This window comes from Thermonema sp. (assembly GCF_026003375.1).
Taxonomy (GTDB): domain Bacteria; phylum Bacteroidota; class Bacteroidia; order Cytophagales; family Thermonemataceae; genus Thermonema; species Thermonema rossianum.
The window spans coordinates 475,738-490,737 of record NZ_BPHD01000001.1 but is presented as its reverse complement, the minus strand read 5'-3'; the positions used below and the strand labels follow the sequence as shown (position 1 = coordinate 490,737).

At 49.0% G+C, this 15,000-nt stretch carries 16 protein-coding genes and 1 pseudogene; 13 read left to right on the top strand and 4 right to left on the bottom strand.

From position 1 onward, the window contains the following. Nucleotides 1-122: 122 nt before the first annotated feature. The 3 genes from QVE43_RS02205 to QVE43_RS02195 are packed head-to-tail and all read right to left on the bottom strand — an operon-like array spanning nt 123 to nt 2,307. Nucleotides 123-527: a hypothetical protein gene (locus QVE43_RS02205; RefSeq protein ID WP_038029364.1), complete on the bottom strand. Its 405-nt coding sequence runs from the start codon at nt 525-527 to the stop codon at nt 123-125. A 54-nt stretch (nt 528-581) separates the two neighbouring features. Continuing rightward, a complete protein-coding gene (lipB, locus tag QVE43_RS02200) occupies nt 582-1,319 on the bottom strand; it encodes a lipoyl(octanoyl) transferase LipB (protein ID WP_288004084.1) in 738 nt (245 codons plus the stop codon). Continuing rightward, a complete protein-coding gene (locus QVE43_RS02195) occupies nt 1,300-2,307 on the bottom strand; it encodes a bifunctional phosphoglucose/phosphomannose isomerase (protein ID WP_288004083.1) in 1,008 nt (335 codons plus the stop codon). The genes lipB and QVE43_RS02195 overlap by 20 nt, the downstream gene beginning before the upstream one ends. A gap of 63 nt (nt 2,308-2,370) precedes the next feature. On the opposite strand from QVE43_RS02195, the gene QVE43_RS02190 reads away from it, so the two are divergent. The 13 genes and pseudogenes from QVE43_RS02190 to QVE43_RS02130 all read left to right on the top strand — a co-directional run bounded on the left by QVE43_RS02190 (nt 2,371) and on the right by QVE43_RS02130 (nt 14,351). Further along, a complete protein-coding gene (locus QVE43_RS02190; protein ID WP_288004082.1) occupies nt 2,371-2,730 on the top strand; it encodes a YraN family protein in 360 nt (119 codons plus the stop codon). Continuing rightward, nucleotides 2,731-3,315 carry a phosphatase PAP2 family protein gene (locus QVE43_RS02185; protein WP_288004081.1) on the top strand — a complete coding sequence of 195 codons (585 nt, stop codon included), beginning with the start codon at nt 2,731-2,733 and terminating at the stop codon, nt 3,313-3,315. After that, entirely contained in the window at nt 3,305-4,255 is a 951-nt protein-coding gene (locus QVE43_RS02180) for a GNAT family N-acetyltransferase (RefSeq protein ID WP_288004080.1), read from the top strand. Before QVE43_RS02185 ends, QVE43_RS02180 begins: the two co-directional genes overlap by 11 nt. Before the next feature lie 353 nt (nt 4,256-4,608). After that, nucleotides 4,609-6,051 (top strand): anthranilate synthase component I family protein, encoded by a 1,443-nt coding sequence (locus QVE43_RS02175; protein WP_288004079.1) that lies wholly within the window; start codon nt 4,609-4,611, stop codon nt 6,049-6,051. Between the two features lie 6 nt (nt 6,052-6,057). Then, on the top strand, nt 6,058-6,681 hold the full coding sequence (locus QVE43_RS02170; RefSeq protein WP_288004078.1) for an aminodeoxychorismate/anthranilate synthase component II: 624 nt from the start codon (nt 6,058-6,060) through the stop codon (nt 6,679-6,681). 65 nt (nt 6,682-6,746) lie between these two features. Further along, nucleotides 6,747-7,766, top strand: coding sequence for an anthranilate phosphoribosyltransferase (trpD, locus tag QVE43_RS02165; RefSeq protein WP_288004077.1), 1,020 nt, complete (start codon nt 6,747-6,749; stop codon nt 7,764-7,766). Next, nucleotides 7,763-8,578, top strand: coding sequence for an indole-3-glycerol phosphate synthase TrpC (gene trpC, locus QVE43_RS02160; protein ID WP_051633086.1), 816 nt, complete (start codon nt 7,763-7,765; stop codon nt 8,576-8,578). Before trpD ends, trpC begins: the two co-directional genes overlap by 4 nt. Then, complete coding sequence (locus tag QVE43_RS02155; protein WP_288004076.1) at nt 8,575-9,225, top strand: phosphoribosylanthranilate isomerase; 651 nt, start codon at nt 8,575-8,577, stop codon at nt 9,223-9,225. Before trpC ends, QVE43_RS02155 begins: the two co-directional genes overlap by 4 nt. Beyond that, nucleotides 9,222-10,430, top strand: a pseudogene (gene trpB / locus QVE43_RS02150) (tryptophan synthase subunit beta). The gene QVE43_RS02155 and the pseudogene trpB overlap by 4 nt, the downstream one beginning before the upstream one ends. 140 nt (nt 10,431-10,570) lie before the next feature. Beyond that, on the top strand, nt 10,571-11,827 hold the full coding sequence (locus QVE43_RS02145) for a hypothetical protein (protein ID WP_288004075.1): 1,257 nt from the start codon (nt 10,571-10,573) through the stop codon (nt 11,825-11,827). 379 nt (nt 11,828-12,206) lie between these two features. Next, complete coding sequence (locus QVE43_RS02140; protein ID WP_071837427.1) at nt 12,207-12,371, top strand: DUF2256 domain-containing protein; 165 nt, start codon at nt 12,207-12,209, stop codon at nt 12,369-12,371. After that, nucleotides 12,317-13,633 carry a DASH family cryptochrome gene (locus QVE43_RS02135; RefSeq protein WP_288004074.1) on the top strand — a complete coding sequence of 439 codons (1,317 nt, stop codon included), beginning with the start codon at nt 12,317-12,319 and terminating at the stop codon, nt 13,631-13,633. Before QVE43_RS02140 ends, QVE43_RS02135 begins: the two co-directional genes overlap by 55 nt. Continuing rightward, the gene (locus QVE43_RS02130; RefSeq protein WP_288004073.1) at nt 13,626-14,351 is read left to right on the top strand and encodes a DUF429 domain-containing protein; all 726 of its coding nucleotides are present in this window, start codon (nt 13,626-13,628) and stop codon (nt 14,349-14,351) included. Before QVE43_RS02135 ends, QVE43_RS02130 begins: the two co-directional genes overlap by 8 nt. Here the strand turns inward: QVE43_RS02130 and QVE43_RS02125 are convergent. Beyond that, entirely contained in the window at nt 14,348-14,785 is a 438-nt protein-coding gene (locus QVE43_RS02125; RefSeq protein ID WP_288004072.1) for a BLUF domain-containing protein, read from the bottom strand. The two genes, QVE43_RS02130 and QVE43_RS02125, sit on opposite strands and share 4 nt — an antisense overlap. Between the last annotated feature and the right edge of the window lie 215 nt (nt 14,786-15,000).

Below are 15,000 nucleotides of genomic sequence, written 5' to 3'. Positions count from 1 at the left end.
TTTTTTTTAGTTGAAAGCGTTTAATTGTTGCTTAGGTCAAAAACACAAAGGTTATACGTAATGCCAACAAAAATGATACAAAAAAATACCGGGAAAGCAAGATAAGTAGTGTGCTTTTTGGTTTATTCGTGTAAAATGCCCGGCATATTCAGCGGTTTGATAAGCGTAAGGTGTGCGTCCTGAATGGAGTCGGGCGGAAAAATATACTTCTTGTCAAATATTTGCTTGTCAACGTAGTAGCTTACCCAGTATTCGCTATAAAGAGAAAAAACATCCGGATGAATGGGCTCTATCATGGCATAACTTTCAGGCGGCAGCTCTTCTATATGATAGCGTAAGGTAGAGGTTTTTCTTTTTTCACCGTCTATTTCGCCATATCCTTTGGCAGTAATCAGTATGGTGTGAATAGGGTAGGGGTTGGTGTTCAGTATATACACATACCACTCGTCTTGTGAGGCAATGTTCTCTTTTTTTACAATGGCAACCTTTACTCCTTCAACATTCGGGAATTCAATGTCTTTTTTCATAGATACTTCTTTTTTATAGAAAACAGGCTGAACCGGTACAAAAGTTTTCTATGCTTAGCGTGTGGCAGTGTGTTTTTCGAACAGCCGGCATTCGAAGACTGCTTCGAAATGGCGCTTGAGCTTTTCTTCCACCTCCTGAATGTTTACCTCATGCCCCAACTCTTTGGCAAGAGAGGTAACTGCTTTGTCGCTGATGCCGCAGGGCACAATGTAGTTGAAGTACTGCAGGTCGGTATTGATGTTGAAAGCAAAGCCGTGCATGGTCACCCACCGGCTGGTGCGCACCCCAATGGCACATATTTTACGCGGCACCTCGCCGGGCTTATAGCCCAGCCATACGCCCGTGAGCCCTTCGATACGCCCGGCGTCCAAGCCATATTCGGCAAGGGTGCGTATGATCACTTCCTCGATGCTGCGGATATAGCGCCCTATGTCCGTGAAAAAGTTATCGAGGTCAAGGATGGGGTAGCCTACAATCTGTCCGGGACCATGGTAGGTGATATCGCCCCCCCGGTTTATTTTATAAAAACTGATGCCTTTTTCCCGCATTTGCTGCTCGTTGAGTAGCAAATGTTGGAGGCTACCCGTTTTGCCCAGCGTAAAGACATGAGGGTGTGAGCAAAAAAGCAAATAGTTGGGACAGAGCCGCTGCTCTTCGGCAGGCAAGGCGTAGTTGGTCCGCTTCTGTTCCACGATGCCTTCGAAGAGGCGGCTTTGATAATCCCAGGCTTCCTGATAGTCTATATTACCCAAATGACGAAACTCTACTTCTCTATTTTGCTTGGTTTTCATAGTTGGCCAAACTGCTTTTCAAGTGATTGATTATATCAACAGGGAAGGCATCCACGCCGTTCAGTTCGGCAAGGTAAAACGATGCCCAATCGAAGAGATGAATGACATACAGCATTTGCTCAAAATAGCTCTTTCCGTGTGTGCTTAGTTCATACACCTGAGCCGCTTTTTCCGCAAACACAGGTTTACATATATCCATGCGTATTTTTACCCGGGGATGGTCGAGGTTGCTGCGCAGCAACAACACGGCTATGTTTTGATAGTGCGTTTTGTCGAGTCCCCAGCCTACCAGCTCATTGTGGTTCATTTCCGGCAATACATTTATATGGCACAGCTGCTTGGCGTTTTCATTGATTTGCTGCTGCAGGCGCAAGATGGCCGGATACCAACGTTCATCGGCATAGACTACGGGCAAGCGCTTATGAAAGAGCTTAGCCAACCGGTGAGCTTCTGCTTGTATTTGCGTGCGGTAGTTTTCCAGCTGCTGGCATACATGAAGCACTTCATGCTCGAGGTCGAAAGCCGGCACAAAGTGTTTAAGCACTGCCATGAGCTGCACCAAAGAATACCCCAAAAAGGCACGCGGGCAGGGCGCTTCCTGTGGTATTTGTATGTAATCAAAGCCCTTGGCTTTGGCTATTTCCAGCAATTGACCACCCGAAGTAATGCAAAGCACTTGCGCCTTGCGCTCAATGGCTTCTTGCAGCGCATGCAGGGTCTCTTCTGTATTGCCCGAAAAAGAGCTGGCAATGACCAACGAGTGCGGTCCTACGAATGCCGGCAGGTTGTAGGTTTTATTGACCAGCACCGGTACGGCAAGCAAATCTTGTGCAAAAAACTGCAACAGGTTGCCGCCAATGCCTGAGCCGCCCAAGCCGGTAACTACAATATGTTGAATGGAGGAAGGGTTAAACGAAAACCGGGCTTCTTTGGCTATGCGCAAGGCATTTTGAAGTTGTCCGGAAAATCCTTCAATCAATGCTTTCATGGAGTTTGTAGCCATCGTTTCATAATTTTAAATTCAACGAATCGTGCCAAATATACGGGAAAAATGAAAAAAACAAGCCGCGGCCGGGGACGCGAGGGCGAACAACTTGCCGCCCGTTTTCTACAGCAAAAAGGCTACCACATCGAAGCGCGCAATTGGCGCTATAAGCGCTACGAAGTGGATTTGATAGCCTGCAAGGAAAATATTTTGGTATTTGTGGAGGTGAAAAGCCGTCGTAGCGAGGCTTTCGGCTTTCCGGAACAGTTTGTGAACAAGGCACAGGCAAGCCGTATCATGGAGGCAGCCGAGGCTTATATTCATGAGCGGGGGTGGCAGGGCAACATACGCTTCGACATTATTGCCATAAAGCTTGTATCTTCGGGGCAGCATTTAATAGAACATTTTGAAGACGCCTTTTCATAAATGAATACTTTTTTGCAACAAATAGAACAGTGGGATATTCACTTTATCCTGTGGGTGCACCGCCATCATACCGCCTGGGCAGATGCTCTTATGACTGCCGCTTCGGAAACGTGGACGTGGTTGCCGCTTTACCTGCTGCTATTGTGGCAGTTATGGAAACGCCGCTCTACCGGCTTGTTGTGGTACCTGGTGGCCATTGCGCTGGTGGTGTTTCTGGCAGATCAATTTACTTCTTCCTTTATGAAGCCCTTCTTCGAACGCCTGCGCCCTTGTCATGATGCGGCCTTGAAGCCTTATTTGTTGCTTCCCGATGGCTGTGGAGGGCGTTTTGGCTTTGCTTCTTCTCATGCTGCCAATACCTTTGGAATAGCTACTTTTTTTGTACTTCTATGGCAAAAGCAGAGCCGCTGGATACATGCATTGTGGGGGTGGGCTTCTCTGGTGGCTTTCAGCCGTGTGTATCTGGGCAAGCACTATTTGAGCGATATCGTGGTGGGGGCTTTGGTGGGGGCTTTGGCAGCTTGTGCCGTATTTTATGGATTATCGGTGTTTTTGAAGAAAAGACATACGACGCATGCAAGTTGAATTCTTGCCGGTGCCGGAAGCCGCTCATTTGCTGAGGGCAATGCCCAAAGCTTTCGTGCCTTCGTTCTTTTGTAAAGAGGCGTATGCACTGGCTTACACCGAGGGCAAGGTGTTTGCAGGCATGGCGCATGACGGAAACAGGCTGCATGCCCTCGTATATTTATATGAAGGTCCCCGGAAATGTTTTTTTAGTCCCCGCTTTTTGACCTTTGGCGGATGGGAGGGAAGCGCCCGGCTCTCTCTTGCGGACTGGCAGCAGCTGTTACAACGAACCTTGATCTTTTTGGAAGGGCAAGGAGCAGCGGTTTGGCAGGTGGCTTGTCCCCCGGACTTTTACCCCTTGTACACGCCCCCCGCCGGGGCATGGCAGGCGCTAAGCAGGCGCGTGCAGATAGTAGAAGACCTTTGCCATTACTTACGCGTGGAAGACCGGCCATTACGGGCACTGATGAGCCGCGGGCAGCGCCGCTACTTGCATATGCCACAACGAAAAGACTGGCAGTTGCATCGACGTGCGGCAGCGCTTACCGATTGGCAGGAGTTTTATGCGCTGTTGTGCCGGAACAGGCAGGCAAGAAATATCCCTCTGAGCATCAGCTATGAGCGGCTGTGTCGTTCGGTGAATATTGCACAAGAGGCATTGCAGGTGTTTGAATTGCGCGATGCCAAAGGTGCATTGCTGGCTGCCACCCTTGCCCTGCGTGTGCATCCGCAGGTTTTATACTACTTCTTGCCGGCTTGTCATCCGCTTTATTATGCATTCAGCCCTATGGTGCCTTTGTTGTCTGCCATGTATGCTTATGCCCGCGAGGCAGGCATTTCCTATGTCGATTTGGGCATTTCTTCGGTACACGGTGTGGTCAATCAAGGTTTAAGCGTCTTCAAAGAGCGAATGGGCGCCATGCGAAGTATTAAAAAAACATTGATAATCAGTATATAAGCGTTCTGTTTTTGAAAAAAATTGAGGTATTTCTTTGCATGTAAGAAGAATATTTATTAGCATTGCATCAAGCAAGCAGAGAAAATATTGTTTCGGTAACAATTAAACAACTCTACTACGGCACTTTTACATTAAAACCTTTACGCTGAAAGTTAGTATGCAAAAGCAGTTGGTTCATATCGTAGCACGTTGGTGGTGGCACAGCAATAAAAAAGCTGTGGGCAACGACGTGCTATGTTTATGGAACAGCTGACGCATAAATGATAATAGTTTAGCGTATAAAAAACGGCTCGTTGCTCACAGCAGCGAGCCGTTTTTGTTTGTTCACTTCCGGAAACCAAAAAACAAAAATCATGATACATCTTTCACCCCCCAATACGAAGAAAAAATATCGCCTGCGCACACGTGTGCATCGCCGCTTGGCAGACACCCACACCCCGGTGAATTTATACATGAAGTTGCGCGATAAGTTTGTAAACACCCTGTTGTTGGAAAGTTCGGACTATCACGGCGGCGAAAACTCTTATTCCTACATATGCGTGGCACCTATTGCCCGCTTTGCCGTACACAATTACGAAATACAAACCACCTATCCTGATGGCAACACCCATCAACAGCCCGTGGAGCAGCGTGAGCAAGTGTTGCAGTCTTTGTTAGATTTTTTAAATAGCTTTGAAGTTGAAAGTCAAAACCTGCCCTTTGTGACCGACGGGCTGTTTGGTTACATGGCTTACGATGCGGTTCAGTTTTTTGAAAACATTCGCTTCGGGCAGGTGCTGGAAGAAGAGCGGCGTATTCCCTTGATGTTGTATCAGAGCTTTCGCTTTATGATTGTGATCAATCACTTTAAAGATGAAATGTATGTGCTTGAGCACTGCCCGGAGGGCGAAGAAAGTGACCTGGAGCGGTTCTTGGATATTATCGAAAACCGTAACGTGCCGCATTATCCTTTTTATACAGTAGGGCAGGAGACTTCGAATTTCACAGATGACGAATTCCGGGCAGCCATACAGGCCGCCAAAGACCACTGCCAAAAAGGCGACGTGTTTCAGCTGGTACTTTCGCGCCGTTTCGAGCAGCCTTTCCGGGGCGATGAGTTCAATGTGTACCGCACCTTACGTTCCATCAACCCTTCGCCCTATCTCTTTTTCTTTGATTATGGTTCTTTCAAGCTGTTCGGCTCTTCGCCGGAAGCACAGATAGTAATTAAGGACGGGCAGGCAAGCATTTACCCGATAGCCGGCACTTTTCGCCGTACGGGCAACGACCAAGCCGACTATGAGCAGGCCAAGCGCTTGTTTGCCGACCCTAAAGAAAATGCCGAGCATGTAATGTTGGTGGATTTGGCACGCAACGACCTGAGCCGGCACGGCACCGGCGTGAAAGTGGAGGTGTTCAAAGAAATACAATACTATTCACATGTCATTCATCTGGTGTCGAAGGTAAGTGCCCGTTTGAAACCCGGCGTGCCTTCTTTGCAGCTGGTGGCCGACACCTTCCCGGCCGGCACCTTGAGTGGTGCCCCCAAATACCGGGCAATGGAGCTGATCGATACTTATGAAAAAGGTGCCCGGGGATATTACGGTGGCTGCATCGGCTATTTGGGCTTCAATGGTGACTTCAATCAAGCCATCATGATTCGCTCATTTCTAAGCAAAAACTATCGCCTTTATTCACAAGCGGGAGCAGGCATTGTGGCGAAGTCATCGGTAGAAAATGAATTGCAGGAAGTAAATAACAAGCTGGCTGCCTTGAAACAGGCCATTCAGTATGCAGAAGATATTTTTAAAAAATAAACAGCTATGAAAATCCTTGTATTGGACAATTATGATTCTTTCACCTACAACCTGGTGCATCTGCTCTATGAGTTGGGCTTGGAAGAAGCCGTGGAGGTGTTTCGCAATGATGAAATTTCATTGAACGCCGTAGAAGCCTACGACAAAATATTGTTGTCGCCGGGTCCGGGCTTGCCTTCCGAAGCAGGCATCATGCCGGCACTCATCCGGCGTTATGCCCCGCATAAGTCCATTTTGGGCGTTTGTCTGGGGCATCAAGCCATTGGCGAAGCCTTCGGCGCGTGCTTGTCGAACCTGCCCGAAGTGTTGCATGGCGTTGCGTCGCCTATGCGCCCTTTGGTGGCAGACCGTCTGTTTGAAGGCCTGCCTCCTTCTTTTCAAGCAGCCCACTATCACTCTTGGATTATTGACCACAAAGGCTTTCCCCATGAAACCCTTGAGGTAATTGCCGAAGACGGGCAGGGGCGCATCATGGCGGTGCGGCACCGTTTCTATGATGTGCGGGGCGTGCAATTTCATCCTGAATCTGTGCTTACGGAATACGGAAAACAAATGCTGCAAAACTGGTTGTCTCTCAATCCTTCACCTACACAAGCTATGAATGAAAATACAAGCAAACTGATGGCTTAAAGCCGCAGTTGTGTAACCGGCTATGACCTTGAATTGAATATCCTTTTGACCAATCTGTGAAAAATATGAAAGAAGTAATTTCTTATTTGCTCGATTATAAGACCCTTACCAAAGCAGAAGCCAAAGAAATACTGAAAAATATAGCGCGGGGGCAATACCAACCGGCACAGGTGGCTGCTTTCATGACCATTTACATGATGCGCAGCATTACGGTAGAAGAGCTGGAAGGCTTCCGGGATGCCATGTTGGAGCTGTGCGTGCCGGTCGATTTGTCGGCATACGATGTCATAGACCTGTGCGGCACAGGTGGTGACGGCAAAAACACTTTTAACATATCCACCTTGGCATCGTTGGTGGTGGCAGCAGCCGGGCAGCCCGTAGCCAAGCACGGCAACTATGGCGTGTCGTCGGTGTGCGGCTCTTCGAACGTGCTGGAGGCTTTGGGCGTTCAGTTTACCAACGACGAGGCTCAGCTGCGCCGCCAGATAGAAGAAGCCGGCATCTGCTTTTTGCATGCCCCCTTGTTTCACCCGGCTATGAAGAATGTGGCGCCTGTAAGGCGCGAACTGGGCGTGAAAACCTTTTTCAACATGCTGGGACCGATGGTAAACCCCGCCTTCCCCGCCAAGCAGATGGTAGGCGTGTTCAGCATGGAGCTGCTGCGACTGTATGCCTACCTGTATCAGCGTAGCGACAAGCGGTTTGCTATCGTGCACAGTCTTGCGGGCTATGACGAGGTGTCTTTGACTTCTGCCTTTAAAATCATGACCCACGAGGCAGAAAGTATCATGGAACCCGAAGAGCTGGGCTTGCCACGTTTGCGAGCCGAAGAGCTGCACGGGGGACAGACCATAGACGAAGCTGCCGCTTTGTTTTTGAAAGTTTTGCAAGGGCAGGGCAGCCAAGCGCAAGAGGCGGCTGTCATTGCCAATGCTGCGGTAGCGCTTTATGTGGCAGGTTTGTATGCCTCGCTCGACGCATGCCGCGAAGCAGCCACCGAAGCCCTCAAAAGCGGAGAAGCTTTGCGCCGCCTTCAAATCATTCAGTCTTTAAGTAAAAGCAATCCTAAAACCGTTCAGCTATGACCTCGACCATCTTGGATTTGATTGTAATGAATAAACGTGCCGAAGTGCAGGCACGCCGTAAAACGCAGACAATAGAGCAGCTTAGCCGTAAGCCTCTTTTTGGGAGAGCCACTCTCTCGTTGAAAAAGAAACTGTTGTCGGCGCCTTTTGGCATTATTGCCGAGTTTAAAAGAAGTTCGCCTTCAAAAGGGGCTTTGCGAGCCCATGCCAAGCCGCAAGAAATAGCCTTTGATTACGAGCGTGCGGGAGCTGCCGGCATTTCTATTTTGACCGACAAGCCTTTCTTTGATGGCGACCTGCTCGATTTGCAGGTGGGCAGAAGTGCTACTGCTTTGCCTGTTTTGCGCAAGGACTTCGTCATAGATGAGTATCAGCTCTATGAAGCCAAAGCTTACGGTGCCGATGTGGTACTGCTGATTGCGCACATTCTGAGTGCCAAAGAAATCCGCTTTTTAACCCAACGGGCACATGATTTGGGGTTGGAGGTGTTGTGTGAAATACACAGTATCGAAGACCTGGACAAAGCCATGGAAGCACCTGTAGATATGATAGGTGTCAACAACCGCAATTTGAAGACTTTTGAAGTGAGCCTTGAACATTCGAAACAGCTGGCAGCATACATTCCCGAAGACACCGTGCGGATTTCGGAAAGTGGCTTGCGCACAGCCGATGACCTGGTGGCTTTGATGCAGCATGGTTATCGTGGTTTCCTGATAGGCGAAACCTTTATGACAAGCCCGGAACCGGGCGAAAGCTGCCGCCGCTTGATAGAAGCTACACGATGCCGGATAAAGGAGGTGAATGCTTTATGAATATAGCCTTGAAAATATGCGGCATGCGCCAAACAGCGCAAATCTTAGAGTGTGAGCGCTTGGGCGTGCCTTACATGGGCTTTATTTACTATCCCGCTTCGGCACGCTTCGTGGGCGAAGATTTTGTTATGCCTGCCCTTGTCAGGGCAAAGAAGGTAGGCGTGATGGTCAATGCCACGCTTGAACAGATAAGCTACTATGTGCGGCGCGATGCCCTGACGGTTGTGCAGTTGCATGGCGACGAAACCCCCAATGATTGTGCGGCTGTGCGCGAGCACTTGCCGGTACAGGTTTGGAAAGTGTTTTCCGTGGGCGATGCCCTGCCATCGGTGCAGCTGCTGAAAGCCTATGCCCCCCATGTAGATGCTTTTCTTTTCGACACAGCCGGCGCAAAGCGTGGGGGCAACGGGCAAGCGTTTCGTTGGCAGCTGCTCGCTTCTTATGAGCTTAGTACCCCCATCTGGTTGAGCGGTGGCTTAGGATTGCACAATGTAGCCGCTCTGCTGTCTTTTTTAGAAAATCATGATTATTTGCCTGTGGCAGGTTTGGATTTTAACAGCCGGCTTGAAATAGCACCGGCAAAAAAAGATTTACAAAAAGTTTCTAAACTATTAAAATACTTTGACTTCAAAAGTGAAAAGATATGATTACGCAAACCAAAAGCCCCTACGCAGTAGATGAACGAGGCTTTTACGGGCGCTTCGGGGGGGCTTATATTCCGGAACTGCTGTATCCGAATGTAGAAGAGCTGCAAAAAAACTACTTGTCAAAATCATAGAACAGCCCCGACTTTCAGAAAGAATGGCGGGCTTTGCTGCGCGACTATGTGGGGCGCCCCACCCCTCTGTATTTTGCCCGTCGCCTGTCGGAGCGCTACGGTGCCAAGATTTATTTGAAGCGTGAAGACCTGAACCATACCGGAGCACACAAAATCAACAACACGGTGGGGCAAATTTTATTGGCACAGCGTTTGGGCAAAAAGCGCATCATTGCCGAGACCGGTGCCGGGCAGCACGGAGTGGCTACTGCCACGGTTTGTGCTTTGATGGGCATGCAGTGTGTGGTATATATGGGCGCGGTGGACATGGAACGCCAAAAGCCCAATGTAGAGCGCATGCGCATGTTGGGCGCGGAGGTGCGTCCGGCATTGAGTGGCAGCCGCACCTTGAAGGATGCCACCAACGAGGCTATTCGCGATTGGATAAACAACCCTGCCGATACCCATTATATCATTGGCTCGGTGGTAGGTCCGCATCCCTATCCCGATATGGTGGCGCGCCTGCAAGCCATCATCAGTGAGGAAATACGCAAACAGCTGAAAGAGAAAGAGGGGCGGGCGTGCCCCGATTACGTTGTGGCGTGCGTAGGGGGTGGAAGCAATGCAGCCGGTGCTTTCTTTCACTTCCTCGACGAGCCGCAAGTGCAACTGGTGGCAGTGGAGGCGGCAGGCAAGGGCATCGATACCGGCAAGACGGCGGCAACCATCGCCCGCGGGCGCATAGGTATCTTACATGGCTGCAAAACACTGCTGATGCAAACCCCCGACGGGCAAGTGGTAGAGCCTTATTCCATCTCGGCGGGCTTGGATTACCCCGGCATTGGTCCGTTGCATGCGCACCTGCACGACACGGGGCGCGCCCGTTTCCTTGCTGTCACAGACGACGAAGCGATGGAAGCTGCCCTGGAGCTCAGCCGGACGGAAGGTATCATTCCGGCCATAGAGTCGGCGCATGCGTTGGCAGCGCTTAAAAAGCAGGCGTTCCGGGGCGATGAGGTGGTAGTCGTGAGCCTCTCGGGACGAGGCGACAAAGACTTGGCGACTTATATCGATTACTTCGGCAGGCGTTCTTGAGTGTGGACGCTTATTGAATACACCGGACGGCAGCGCACAAGGTGCGGCCGGCCGGATTTTTTCTTTGTGCATACTTTTTGCCTTGCTTTCGCTTGTTGTTCTATTTACTTTATATTGGGTAGAAATTTAAAAACCTAATTATGTCACCAAAAAAGAGAAAGGTCAGCCCTTTGGTTATTGCAGGCATGCAAAGGTTGCTGCTGGTAGCGTGGCTTGTGGCGGCGGTGTCTTATCTTACAAGCGAGTCATCGGGCATTCCCTGGCCTTGGCAGCAACGTCATTATTTACGGATAGTTGATTGTGAGAATAATCGTAAGGAAATTGTGCACAGAATAGGTCCCAAGGTATGGCGGCTCTCTAAGTGTGGAATACTCATTGCCAACCCCTTGTCAGCTGATAGTACCATGCTTTTGGACTATTATTCCCCTTTAAGCATAGAAGAGCTGGACCGTGAGTTGTTTTTTTGGTGTTCCAACATTCGCTTTCCTGATACCATGGGGCAAGTGCCAAGCTGGAAGGCATCACCGCCTCCCTCTTGGAATGGTGATTTTATCGTATTGGTGAAAATGGAAGATGGGCATTGTCTGTTTTCTGTGAAAGAGAAGCGTTTTTTTACTCAAATAGATACGCTGCCTTCAGTATATATCAATCGTTTTTTCCGGGAGCCCGGGCGTGAGGGAGAAAGCCGGAAGCCGTTGCGTTATGTGCTCGTGAGTTGGAGGGATGAAGGGGCGGGCATTTTTGATTTAAAGCAAGAAAGGTGGGTAGTGAAGAAACAAGCCGGTGAGGAACAGAAAAAATTATGGACTATCGATGATTGTGTCTATATGACAGAACAACAGGATAGTGTATTGATTGTAAAAGAGGTGTTGCTTGACAAGTTGTTGCTGCGTGTGCCCCACGGCGAGTTTATAGATATAAAAGGCGATACATTGGTGCTGAAAACCGGGCAAAAAACTTACGAACTCTATTCGCTGAAAAAAGAAGAAGCTGTATCGCGTATTATCGCCGATTCTGTATCGGTGGATAAGATGTTTCTATTTACATGGAATCAAGGACAACGGTGGGTGCGCATCTTCACTCACCCGCAGGATGCGCTTCCGGTGGAACCGTCATGGGACATTTCGCTCTTGACAGAGGATTTGTTGCGTATCAATCAAAACGGGTACTTAAAATTGTATTCTTTTAACCAAAAGCGCTATTGGCCCGCTAAGTTCGATTCGGTAGAGGTGTTAAATGAAGGGGTCATCGTGAGCATAAATGGTAAAAAGGGTGTTTATTCGCTACAAGGCGAAGAGATTGTGCCGGTAGAATTTCTTTCCATAAGATGGAATGAATTCCACTGGATGGCAATTAGCGAGGATGGCGAGGGGTTCTTCTATGCTCGAAAAAGATAAAGAGAGAAGAAATAAGGTGTCTTATCCGGACGGTATCAAAAAAAGGGGGCAGCGCAGGCTGCTCCCTTTTCGTTTGTTTCGACACGAGGCGCCGGCTTCGCTTTAAGTAATTAGGGTTGAAGCAGTTGGCGTATGTCTTCTTCGTTCAATTTGAATACACACAGGCGCTCATGCCTGCTTCATAACGTGTGCCGTTGACAACCCCCGTTTGCCCACGCTGCCATTGAGAAAGGTAAGGGCAAGTGTGTAGTTATTGAAGCCGCTCCCGAAGTGGGCGCGCTGGTCTATGCCCAAACTACTATGGAGAAGATATAGGGGGTCTTTCTTTTTTAGCAAACAATGCTGTTGAGTATGTAGTTTTTCCTTCAAAACAGACCACATGCGCAAAACTCACCTGCCCAAAAAAGTCTGCACAGTCTGTGGGCGCCCTTTCAGCTGGCGTAAAAAGTGGGCAAACTGTTGGGCAGAAGTAAAATATTGCAGTGAAAGATGCAGAAGACAAAAAAATACAAAAAAGCCGTCGTTTGGTTCTGGAACAACCTGAGAGTGCACGACAACCAAGCCCTTTACCATGCTCTGAAAGAGAGTGAAGAGGTAATAGGGCTTTATGTTTTTCACCCAAAAGATTGGCAGGAAGACCGCTGGGGCTTCCCAAAAACGGGGCGGTTCCGTGCGCATTTCTTAAAAGAAAGCCTGCTGGACCTGAAACAGCGCCTGATGGAAGCCTTGCGTGTGCCCTTGTATTTTTACGAAGGCAGTGCCGATAAGGCTTTCCGGCATATCCAAGCGCAATATCCTTTCGAAGCTGTATTTTTTCAAAATGAATGGACGCAGGAAGAAGAAGATATTGTCAAGGCGGCGCGCACTGCTTGCCCACAGGCAAGGTGGCAGGGCTTTTATGACCAATTGCTTTATATGCCGGCGCAAATCAATCCTTTGTTTTCTGTCATACCCGATGTATTCACCCGGTTTCGTAAAACCGTAGAACAGAAAGCGCAAGTGATGCCGCCATTGCCTTTGCCCCGGTCACAAGCAACTGTGCCGGCTTTGTCGCTGAGCAGGGAGTTGCCCCACTGGTTGAATGCTTGCCATGTGAAGATTCATCCGCAGGCAGCTTTTTCCCTTCCGGGGGGTGAAACCCATGCTTTGAAGCGCATGCAAAATTATTTGTGGGAGCAACATGGTATTGCGCGATATAAGCAGACACGCAACGGGCTGATTGGCTTGAACTACAGCTCGAAGCTCTCGCCTTTTCTTGCAAACGGTTCTTTGTCGGTGCGCTTGCTGTATGCCGAAATCAAGCGGTATGAAGCAGAGGTGCAAGCCAACGATTCCACCTACTGGCTATTTTTTGAGCTTTTGTGGCGCGAATACTTCAAATACATGGCAATGAAGTACCGTCATTTGCTTTTTCACAGAAAAGGATTTAAACAACGCAACTACACCTGGGCGCAGGATATGGAACGCTTTGAGCGCTGGCGGCAAGGAAAGACGGGGCATCCTTTTATCGATGCCAACATGCGGGAGCTGTTGCATACCGGCTGGATGAGCAACCGCGGGCGTCAAAATGTAGCGTCTTTTCTTGCCAAGCACTGGCATATCGATTGGCGTATGGGTGCCGCCTGGTTCGAGTCGCAGCTTATCGACTACGACGTGCACAGCAACTACGGCAATTGGCAATATGTGGCGGGAGTAGGCAATGACCCGCGCGACCGTTTGTTTAATCCCGGCACCCAAGCACAACGCTACGACCCGCAGGGCGATTTCCAAAGACTATGGCTGCAAGGAGGGCTTTTCTATGCATAAGTTACGCGACGACAGAACGCTTTACGCAGGTGTAGATGGTTGCCGCGGAGGATGGATTGCCGCCTTTTATGTCCCCGCTACCGGCAGGCTTAGTTTAGCGTTCGTGAAACAGTTGGAACAGGCACTGGAAAGCTGGTATGCCGCACAAAGTGTATGGATTGATATCCCCATTGGGTTGAGTGGCGAAGGCATTGAGCGCTATATAGACCACCACATGCGGCAGCAACTCCGCTGGCGTAAGGCTTCCGTATTTGTGCCGCCTTCTTATGAAGCGCTGGGAAAAGATACTTACGAAGAAGCCAACCGCATACATAAAAAGCTGTATGATAAAGGATTGAGCAAACAAGCCTGGAACTTACGCAACAAAATTCAAGAAGTGCATGACCTGTTGCTGCGCTATCCGGCTTTGAAAACACGATTCAGAGAATCACATCCGGAACTAATCTTTCAGTCTTTTTGGCATAAAGAAATGCCCATGGCACCCAAAAGTAGCCATTTGGGCTATGTACAGCGCGTGGAAGTGCTTCAGCAGCTATGTCCGGCAGCAGAAGCCGCAATAGAAGATTTTATGCAGCGGGTGCCCAAAAAGCTCTACAAAAAAGACGATTTAACCGATGCTTCCATTTTAGCATTGAGGGCGGCCATGGGCAACGCACGCAGCATCACCCAAGAGCCACCCTGCGATAAAGACGGCTTGCGTTTTCGCCTAGTTTTTTAGCTGACGGAATCTCTTTGCATAAAGAAGGTCTGAATCAAACGGCTGGCTTGCGAGGCATCGGTGCTTTGTGCATTCAGCACTTTTTGAAACTGGGTTTCTTCTTCGGGGCTCAGGTAGTTCTTGAACTCTACCCCTTGCAGGTTCATGGTCTTACCTGCCATGCTCCAGTTGGGAAACTCACGTTTTTCTATGGGACGCAAGCCTATGAGGAAGGCTTCGTAGTGTCGTGGGTCCTTTTTTATCTTGTCATACAGTTTTTTTACTGTTAAAAAATCACCTTCCAATACCTGTAGAAAGCGGTCTTTCGAATACAGCAGCACGCCGGTTACATCTAATGCGTGGTTGTTGCGTTGACTGGCAACCAATATCTGTTCAATGTCTTTCTCGGTGCAATTCAGGCTCCGCTTGCTTACATAGATAAGTTGTGTTAGCATGGTCATTTTTTTTTGGGTTACAATATCAAAACTCCTTTAATCTTTTTTTGTTTGAAAGACCGGCGCTTTATGCTCAATATTTTTGGCACCTTGTTTAAACATTTGCATTGCACAAGCCCTTTTTAAAGGTTTGCTTGCTGACTGAAAATCATCGTCATTCGGGCAAACAAAAGCAGATGCCGGGCAGTTGTATATTCAACCAACAGAAGACTTAA

What these genes read in the sequence shown, in the direction of transcription:
- QVE43_RS02140 (WP_071837427.1), top strand. Translation starts at nt 12,207, where the DNA reads ATGCGCAAAACTCACCTGCCCAAAAAAGTCTGCACAGTCTGTGGGCGC.
- lipB (WP_288004084.1), bottom strand. Translation starts at nt 1,319, where the DNA reads ATGAAAACCAAGCAAAATAGAGAAGTAGAGTTTCGTCATTTGGGTAAT.
- QVE43_RS02175 (WP_288004079.1), top strand. Translation starts at nt 4,609, where the DNA reads ATGATACATCTTTCACCCCCCAATACGAAGAAAAAATATCGCCTGCGC.
- QVE43_RS02130 (WP_288004073.1), top strand. Translation starts at nt 13,626, where the DNA reads ATGCATAAGTTACGCGACGACAGAACGCTTTACGCAGGTGTAGATGGT.
- QVE43_RS02185 (WP_288004081.1), top strand. Translation starts at nt 2,731, where the DNA reads ATGAATACTTTTTTGCAACAAATAGAACAGTGGGATATTCACTTTATC.
- QVE43_RS02155 (WP_288004076.1), top strand. Translation starts at nt 8,575, where the DNA reads ATGAATATAGCCTTGAAAATATGCGGCATGCGCCAAACAGCGCAAATC.
- QVE43_RS02125 (WP_288004072.1), bottom strand. Translation starts at nt 14,785, where the DNA reads ATGCTAACACAACTTATCTATGTAAGCAAGCGGAGCCTGAATTGCACC.
- trpC (WP_051633086.1), top strand. Translation starts at nt 7,763, where the DNA reads ATGACCTCGACCATCTTGGATTTGATTGTAATGAATAAACGTGCCGAA.
- QVE43_RS02190 (WP_288004082.1), top strand. Translation starts at nt 2,371, where the DNA reads ATGAAAAAAACAAGCCGCGGCCGGGGACGCGAGGGCGAACAACTTGCC.
- QVE43_RS02170 (WP_288004078.1), top strand. Translation starts at nt 6,058, where the DNA reads ATGAAAATCCTTGTATTGGACAATTATGATTCTTTCACCTACAACCTG.
- trpD (WP_288004077.1), top strand. Translation starts at nt 6,747, where the DNA reads ATGAAAGAAGTAATTTCTTATTTGCTCGATTATAAGACCCTTACCAAA.
- QVE43_RS02145 (WP_288004075.1), top strand. Translation starts at nt 10,571, where the DNA reads ATGTCACCAAAAAAGAGAAAGGTCAGCCCTTTGGTTATTGCAGGCATG.
- QVE43_RS02180 (WP_288004080.1), top strand. Translation starts at nt 3,305, where the DNA reads ATGCAAGTTGAATTCTTGCCGGTGCCGGAAGCCGCTCATTTGCTGAGG.
- QVE43_RS02195 (WP_288004083.1), bottom strand. Translation starts at nt 2,307, where the DNA reads ATGAAAGCATTGATTGAAGGATTTTCCGGACAACTTCAAAATGCCTTG.
- QVE43_RS02205 (WP_038029364.1), bottom strand. Translation starts at nt 527, where the DNA reads ATGAAAAAAGACATTGAATTCCCGAATGTTGAAGGAGTAAAGGTTGCC.
- QVE43_RS02135 (WP_288004074.1), top strand. Translation starts at nt 12,317, where the DNA reads ATGCAGAAGACAAAAAAATACAAAAAAGCCGTCGTTTGGTTCTGGAAC.